This window comes from Arthrobacter sp. TB 23 (genome assembly GCF_000294595.1).
Classification (GTDB): domain Bacteria; phylum Actinomycetota; class Actinomycetes; order Actinomycetales; family Micrococcaceae; genus Arthrobacter_D.
Genome location: NZ_ALPM01000039.1, coordinates 1 through 5,582, shown reverse-complemented (window position 1 = coordinate 5,582; position 5,582 = coordinate 1). Strand labels below are relative to the sequence as shown.

At 65.6% G+C, this 5,582-nt stretch carries 4 protein-coding genes; 3 read left to right on the top strand and 1 reads right to left on the bottom strand.

Annotated features, from left to right (window positions below):
• On the top strand, positions 1 to 2,610 hold a 2,610-nt coding region (locus B384_RS0104840; RefSeq protein WP_019482011.1), incomplete at its 5' end, for an aconitate hydratase.
• Positions 2,611 to 2,745: 135 nt separating this feature from the next.
• A complete protein-coding gene (locus B384_RS0104835; protein ID WP_019482010.1) occupies positions 2,746 to 3,414 on the top strand; it encodes a GntR family transcriptional regulator in 669 nt (222 codons plus the stop codon).
• Between the two features lie 141 nt (positions 3,415 to 3,555).
• Here B384_RS0104835 and B384_RS0104830 read toward each other — a convergent pair whose 3' ends face one another.
• Positions 3,556 to 5,058, bottom strand: a complete 1,503-nt coding sequence (locus B384_RS0104830) for a flavin-containing monooxygenase (protein WP_019482009.1) — start codon at positions 5,056 to 5,058, stop codon at positions 3,556 to 3,558.
• A gap of 107 nt (positions 5,059 to 5,165) precedes the next feature.
• Here B384_RS0104830 and B384_RS0104825 point away from each other — a divergent pair, with 107 nt between their 5' ends.
• Entirely contained in the window at positions 5,166 to 5,483 is a 318-nt protein-coding gene (locus B384_RS0104825; protein WP_019482008.1) for a DUF6457 domain-containing protein, read from the top strand.
• Positions 5,484 to 5,582 lie beyond the last annotated feature (99 nt).

Genomic DNA, 5,582 nt, shown 5'->3' with positions numbered 1-5,582 from the left:
ATCCAGTTCACCCCGGCCCGCGTGATCATGCAGGACTTCACCGGTGTGCCCTGCGTCGTCGACCTCGCCACCATGCGCGAGGCAGTTGTCGAACTCGGTGGAGACCCCAAGCGCGTCAACCCGCTGGCGCCGGCCGAACTGGTCATTGACCACTCGGTGCAGATCGACGTTTTCGGGAACGCCAACGCACTCGAGCGCAACATGGACATCGAGTACCAGCGCAATGGCGAGCGGTACCAGTTCCTGCGCTGGGGTCAGACCGCGTTCGATGACTTCCTGGTGGTGCCGCCCGGCATGGGCATTGTCCACCAGGTCAACCTCGAGTACCTGGCCCGCACGGTGATGACCCGTGAGGTCACCACCGACGGCACCACCGCCCTGCAGGCCTACCCCGACACCTGCGTCGGCACCGACTCGCACACCACCATGGTCAACGGGCTCGGCGTCCTCGGCTGGGGGGTCGGCGGCATCGAAGCCGAGGCTGCCATGCTGGGCCAACCCGTGTCCATGCTGATCCCTCGGGTGGTGGGCTTCAAGCTCACCGGTGAGATCCCCGCCGGCGCCACCGCGACCGACGTCGTGCTCACCATCACCGAGAAGCTGCGCAAGCACGGCGTCGTCGGCAAGTTCGTCGAGTTCTACGGCGAAGGCGTCAGCGCTGTGCCCCTGGCCAACCGCGCCACCATCGGCAACATGAGCCCGGAGTTCGGCTCCACCGCTGCCATGTTCCCAATCGACGAAGTCACCATGGACTACCTGCGGCTGACCGGCCGCTCGGAGGAGAACCTGGCACTGGTCGAGGCCTACGCCAAGGCTCAGGGCATGTGGCATGACCCCAGCAAGGAGATCGCCTTCTCCGAGTACCTGGAACTGGACCTTTCGACGGTGGTCTCCTCGATCGCCGGCCCGAAGCGTCCCCAGGACCGCGTCGAGCTGACCAACGCCAAGCCGCAGTTCCGCAGCGACCTGGAAAACTACGTGCACCGCTCGGTCGAGGAAGAGGGCGCGACCGTCGACGAGGCACTCGAGGAATCCTTCCCCGCCTCCGACCCACCCTCATCCACCGGTGCGGCCACCAAGATCGACGATCACCCGCACGAGACGGTCACCAAGACCGAACCAGACCGCGACTCCAGCCCGATCGACGTCGTTACCGCCGACGGCCGCAGCTTCACCCTGGACCACGGGGCGGTCACCATCGCGTCGATCACCTCGTGCACCAACACGTCCAACCCGTCAGTGATGATGGCAGCAGCAGTGCTGGCCCGCAACGCCGTCGAGAAGGGCCTGACCTCCAAGGCCTGGGTCAAGACCTCGGTCGCCCCCGGCTCGAAGGTGGTCACCGACTACTACGAGAAGTCAGGACTGATCCCGTACCTGGAGAAGCTCGGCTTCTACGTGGTCGGCTACGGTTGCGCCACCTGCATCGGCAACTCGGGTCCCCTCGATGAGGAGATCACCCAGGCCATCCACGACGCCGATCTCGCGGTCACCGCGGTCCTCTCCGGTAACCGCAACTTCGAGGGCCGGATCAACCCGGACGTGAAGATGAACTACCTGGCCTCCCCGCCGCTGGTGGTCGCTTACGCCCTCGCCGGCACCATGGACTTCGATTTCGCTGCCGATCCACTGGGCCAGGACGACGACGGCAACGACGTCTTCCTGAAGGACATCTGGCCGAACCCGGTTGAGGTGCAGCAGATCATCGACGAGTCGATCGACAAGGAAATGTTCAAGGCCAGCTACTCGACCATCTTCGATGGCGACGAGCGCTGGCAGTCCCTGCCCACCCCGGCAGGCGACACCTTCGAGTGGGATCCGGAATCCACCTACGTCCGGAAGCCTCCATACTTCGAGGGCATGAAGGCCGAACCGGAACCCGTCACCGACATCGAGGGTGCACGCGTTCTGCTGAAGCTGGGGGATTCGGTCACCACCGACCACATCTCACCGGCCGGCTCCTTCAAGTCCGATACTCCAGCGGGTCGCTACCTGCTCGAGCACGGTGTGGAGCGCAAGGACTTCAACTCCTTCGGCTCACGCCGTGGCAACCACGAAGTGATGATCCGTGGCACGTTCGCGAACATCCGGATCCGCAACCAGCTCCTCGAGGACGTCGAGGGCGGCTTCACCCGCGACTTCAGCCAGGCCGACGCGCCACAGGCTGCCGTCTACGATGCGGCGATGAACTACCAGGCCGCTGGCACGCCGCTAGTGATCCTGGCCGGCAAGGAATATGGTTCGGGTTCATCCCGTGACTGGGCTGCCAAGGGCACCGCACTCCTGGGCGTCCGTGCGGTCATCACCGAGAGCTACGAGCGGATCCACCGCTCCAACCTCATCGGCATGGGTGTGCTTCCCCTGCAGTTCCCTCAGGGCCAGAACGCCGAGACGCTGGGTCTCACCGGCACCGAGACCTTCGCGGTGTCCGGCGTGACCGAGCTGAACAACGGCACCACCCCGAAGACCGTCACCGTCACGGCGACCCCCGAGGGTGGCGGCGAGCCCATCACCTTCGAGGCTGTCCTGCGGATCGACACTCCGGGTGAAGCCGAGTACTACCGCAACGGTGGCATCCTGCAGTACGTGCTGCGCCAGATCGCCGTCTAGCAGTTCCACCCGAGTCGCTCGTCGACGCGTCCGAATGGCTGTTCCATGAGTAATGTCCTAGCCCACACCCGTGGATAGGGTGCCTAAAATTCAGGTCCTACTTAGAGGAGCACCAAGTGTCTGAACCGGTTGAAAGTGTCTGATCCGGCAGATTCGACGGGACGCGTCGACGGCTCAGTGGTCTTCCGCGTGCTGCGCAGCGAGATTCTGGCAGGGGTCCATCCTCCCGGGACCCCGCTGCGCGAGGTGGGCCTTTCGGAGCGCTTTGGCGTCTCGCGGACTCCCATCCGCGAGGCGCTCAGCCGGCTCCAGCACGAGCGTCTGCTGGAGCGGGCCGCGCGGGGCCTTCAGGTGCCGCAGATTGACCCCCAGGAAGTCATCCAGATCTATGACCTGCGGGTGATGCTCGAACAGGAAGCTGCCGGACAGGCGTCCAGCAGCAGGACGGCCTCGGACATCATGCGCCTTGAGGCACTGGTTGAGCGGGACCGGGAACTCGATTCCCCGGATGACCAGACCCGGATCCGCTGCAACGTCGAGTTCCATGCGGCTGTCAGTACGGCCGCGCACAACCGGGTGTTGCAGGACCTGCTGGAGCGGCTCTCCACCCACCTCATCAACACGCCTCGGTCGACCCTGTCCGTTGGCAACCGATGGGAAGATGCGCTGGACGAGCATGAGGCGCTGGTGCGGGCCATCATCGATCAGCGCGCCGACGACGCCCGGCAGATCGCCCGGCAGCACATGGAAACCGCCCGCGCACTGCGGCTGGATTTGTTGAAGTCGGCCGCGAAGACCGAATAGCGGCTCCCCACCTCGCCGTCGATGCCGGTTTCGGAGCCTGCGGGGCGGCCCCTCCCGGCAGAAAAGTGGTCCAGCCCCAGAGCAGTGGTGGGGCAACCACTTGCGTGCGGCCAGGCCACTTTTCTGCGGCCAGACGTGCAGTTACGCCACTTTTTTGCGCTGCCGGGTGGAGCCTCGACCGGGAACCGCGTCGAACGCCATCTGCTTGCTGACTTTGCCCAGCAGCACCAGCGGCAGATCCAGGAGATAGTTGGCGCCCAGCGTCCAGGGGGTGCCCGAACCCTGACGCGGAAACACCTTCACGGCCCGCAGCATGAAGTTCGACGACAGGGCCAGCAGTGGCCGCCGCGCCATACCTGAGGCCGGCACCGGGACTGCCGCCGTGTGCCCGTTGCGGTCCATGTGCTTGAGCAGCCGGCACACGTACCGGGCGCTGAGGTCCGAGCGTAATGTCCAGGACGCATTCGTGTACCCCAGGGAGTAGCCAAAGTTCGGTACCCCGCTGACCAGGACGCCACGGTAGATCAACGACTCACCGAGTTCCACGGAGACGCCGTCAACACTCAGGTTCGAGCCGCCGAGGGATTGCAGGGCCAGCCCGGTAGCGGTGACGACGACGTCGGCCGCCAGCTCCCGCCCCGACGCAAGCCGGACCCCGCCGGCAGTGAACCGGTCGATCCGATCCGTCACCACCGACGCCTTCCCCGACGCCAGCGACCGATAGAAGTCACCGTCCGGCGCAGCACACACCCGTTGCTCCCACGGGTTGTAGGCAGGGGTGAAATGGTCACGGATCTGCTGTTCGTCCTTGAGGATGCCGCGCGCCTTGTACCTCAGGTACGCCTTCGCCACCCGGGGCAGCCTCATGCACAGCTGGTAGAACCCCAGCGGGTAGAGAACATTGCGGGCCCGGGCCACCCGGTGGGCCGGACCCGCCGGCAGGATCTTCCGTGCGGCGTCGGAGAACCGGTCCCGGCGCGGCACCGTCACCACGTAGGACGGCGATCGCTGCAGCATGGTGACGTGGGCGGCGTCGTCGGTCATTGCCGGGACCAGCGTGATAGTGGTGGCGCCGCTCCCAACCACGACCACCCGCTTGCCCGTGTAATCGAAGCCAGCCGGCCAGAACTGGGGGTGGATCACATCGCCGGTGAAGTCCTCAAGGCCCGGGAGGTCAGGCTGGTACGGCTGGGTGTAGTTGTAGTACCCGGTGCAGGCGTACAGGAACGAGCAGGTGACGGTGCGGCGGTGGGTGGCGCCGTCGTCGTCGGTGTCCAGGTGCAGCGTCCAGCGGGAGGTTTCCGAGGAAAAGTCTGCACTCACCATGCGGGTGGCGAAGCGGATGTGTGGCGTCACGCCCGATTCCTCGGCTGCGTCCTGCAGGTAGTTCAGGATGGCTGGCTGGTCGCCGATGGATTCCGGTACGGTCCAGGGCCGCCAGGGGTAGGAGAGGGTGAACATGTCGGAATCGGACCTGGCGCCCGGGTAGCGGAAGAGGTCCCAGGTGCCGCCGACCGCGTCGCGCGCCTCAAAGATGGCGAACGACTTGCCGGGACATTCGGTGCGCAGCCGGTGGGCGGCGCCGATGCCCGAGAGCCCCGCCCCGATGATCGCGACGTCGAGGTGCTCTATGGGGGAGGCCATGAGTCCATTATTGGGTACCGTCCGCTCGACTGGCCAACGTTGTGGAAAGTGCCCGCAGGTGCTAATTCTTGAGGGCACCAAACTTCCCACAATTTACGGAGTCCCATATGACAGGCATCGACGACGAACTGCGCACTCTCAGCGAATGGAGCCGCCAGCTCACCCAGGCACTGCAGATCCTCGACCTGGAGGTGGACCACGAGCGGATCGTGGAGGTCGCCGCCCAGACGTCCGAGACGGTGTCCCCCAACGCCGGGGCAATCAGCGCGTTCCTGATCGGCTATGCGGCGGGCACGGCTGACACCAGCGGCCGTAAAGGTGCCGACGACGCCGTGCAGTCAGCGGCCGACGTCGTCATGCAGGTCCGTGCGAAAGGCCTCGAAGACGGTCCGGACGCCAACGGCTGGACGAAGACCGCCCAGTAGCAGGGGTCTTTGCCCGGTCGGTCACGGTAGCTGCCCGGTCGGTCACGGTAGCTGCCCGGCCGGTCACGGTAGCTGCCCGGTTAGTCACCAAAAAAGTGG

Coding starts and splice junctions, on each gene's coding strand:
- B384_RS0104825 (WP_019482008.1), top strand. CDS start 5,166: ATGACAGGCATCGACGACGAACTGCGCACTCTCAGCGAATGGAGCCGC.
- B384_RS0104830 (WP_019482009.1), bottom strand. CDS start 5,058: ATGGCCTCCCCCATAGAGCACCTCGACGTCGCGATCATCGGGGCGGGG.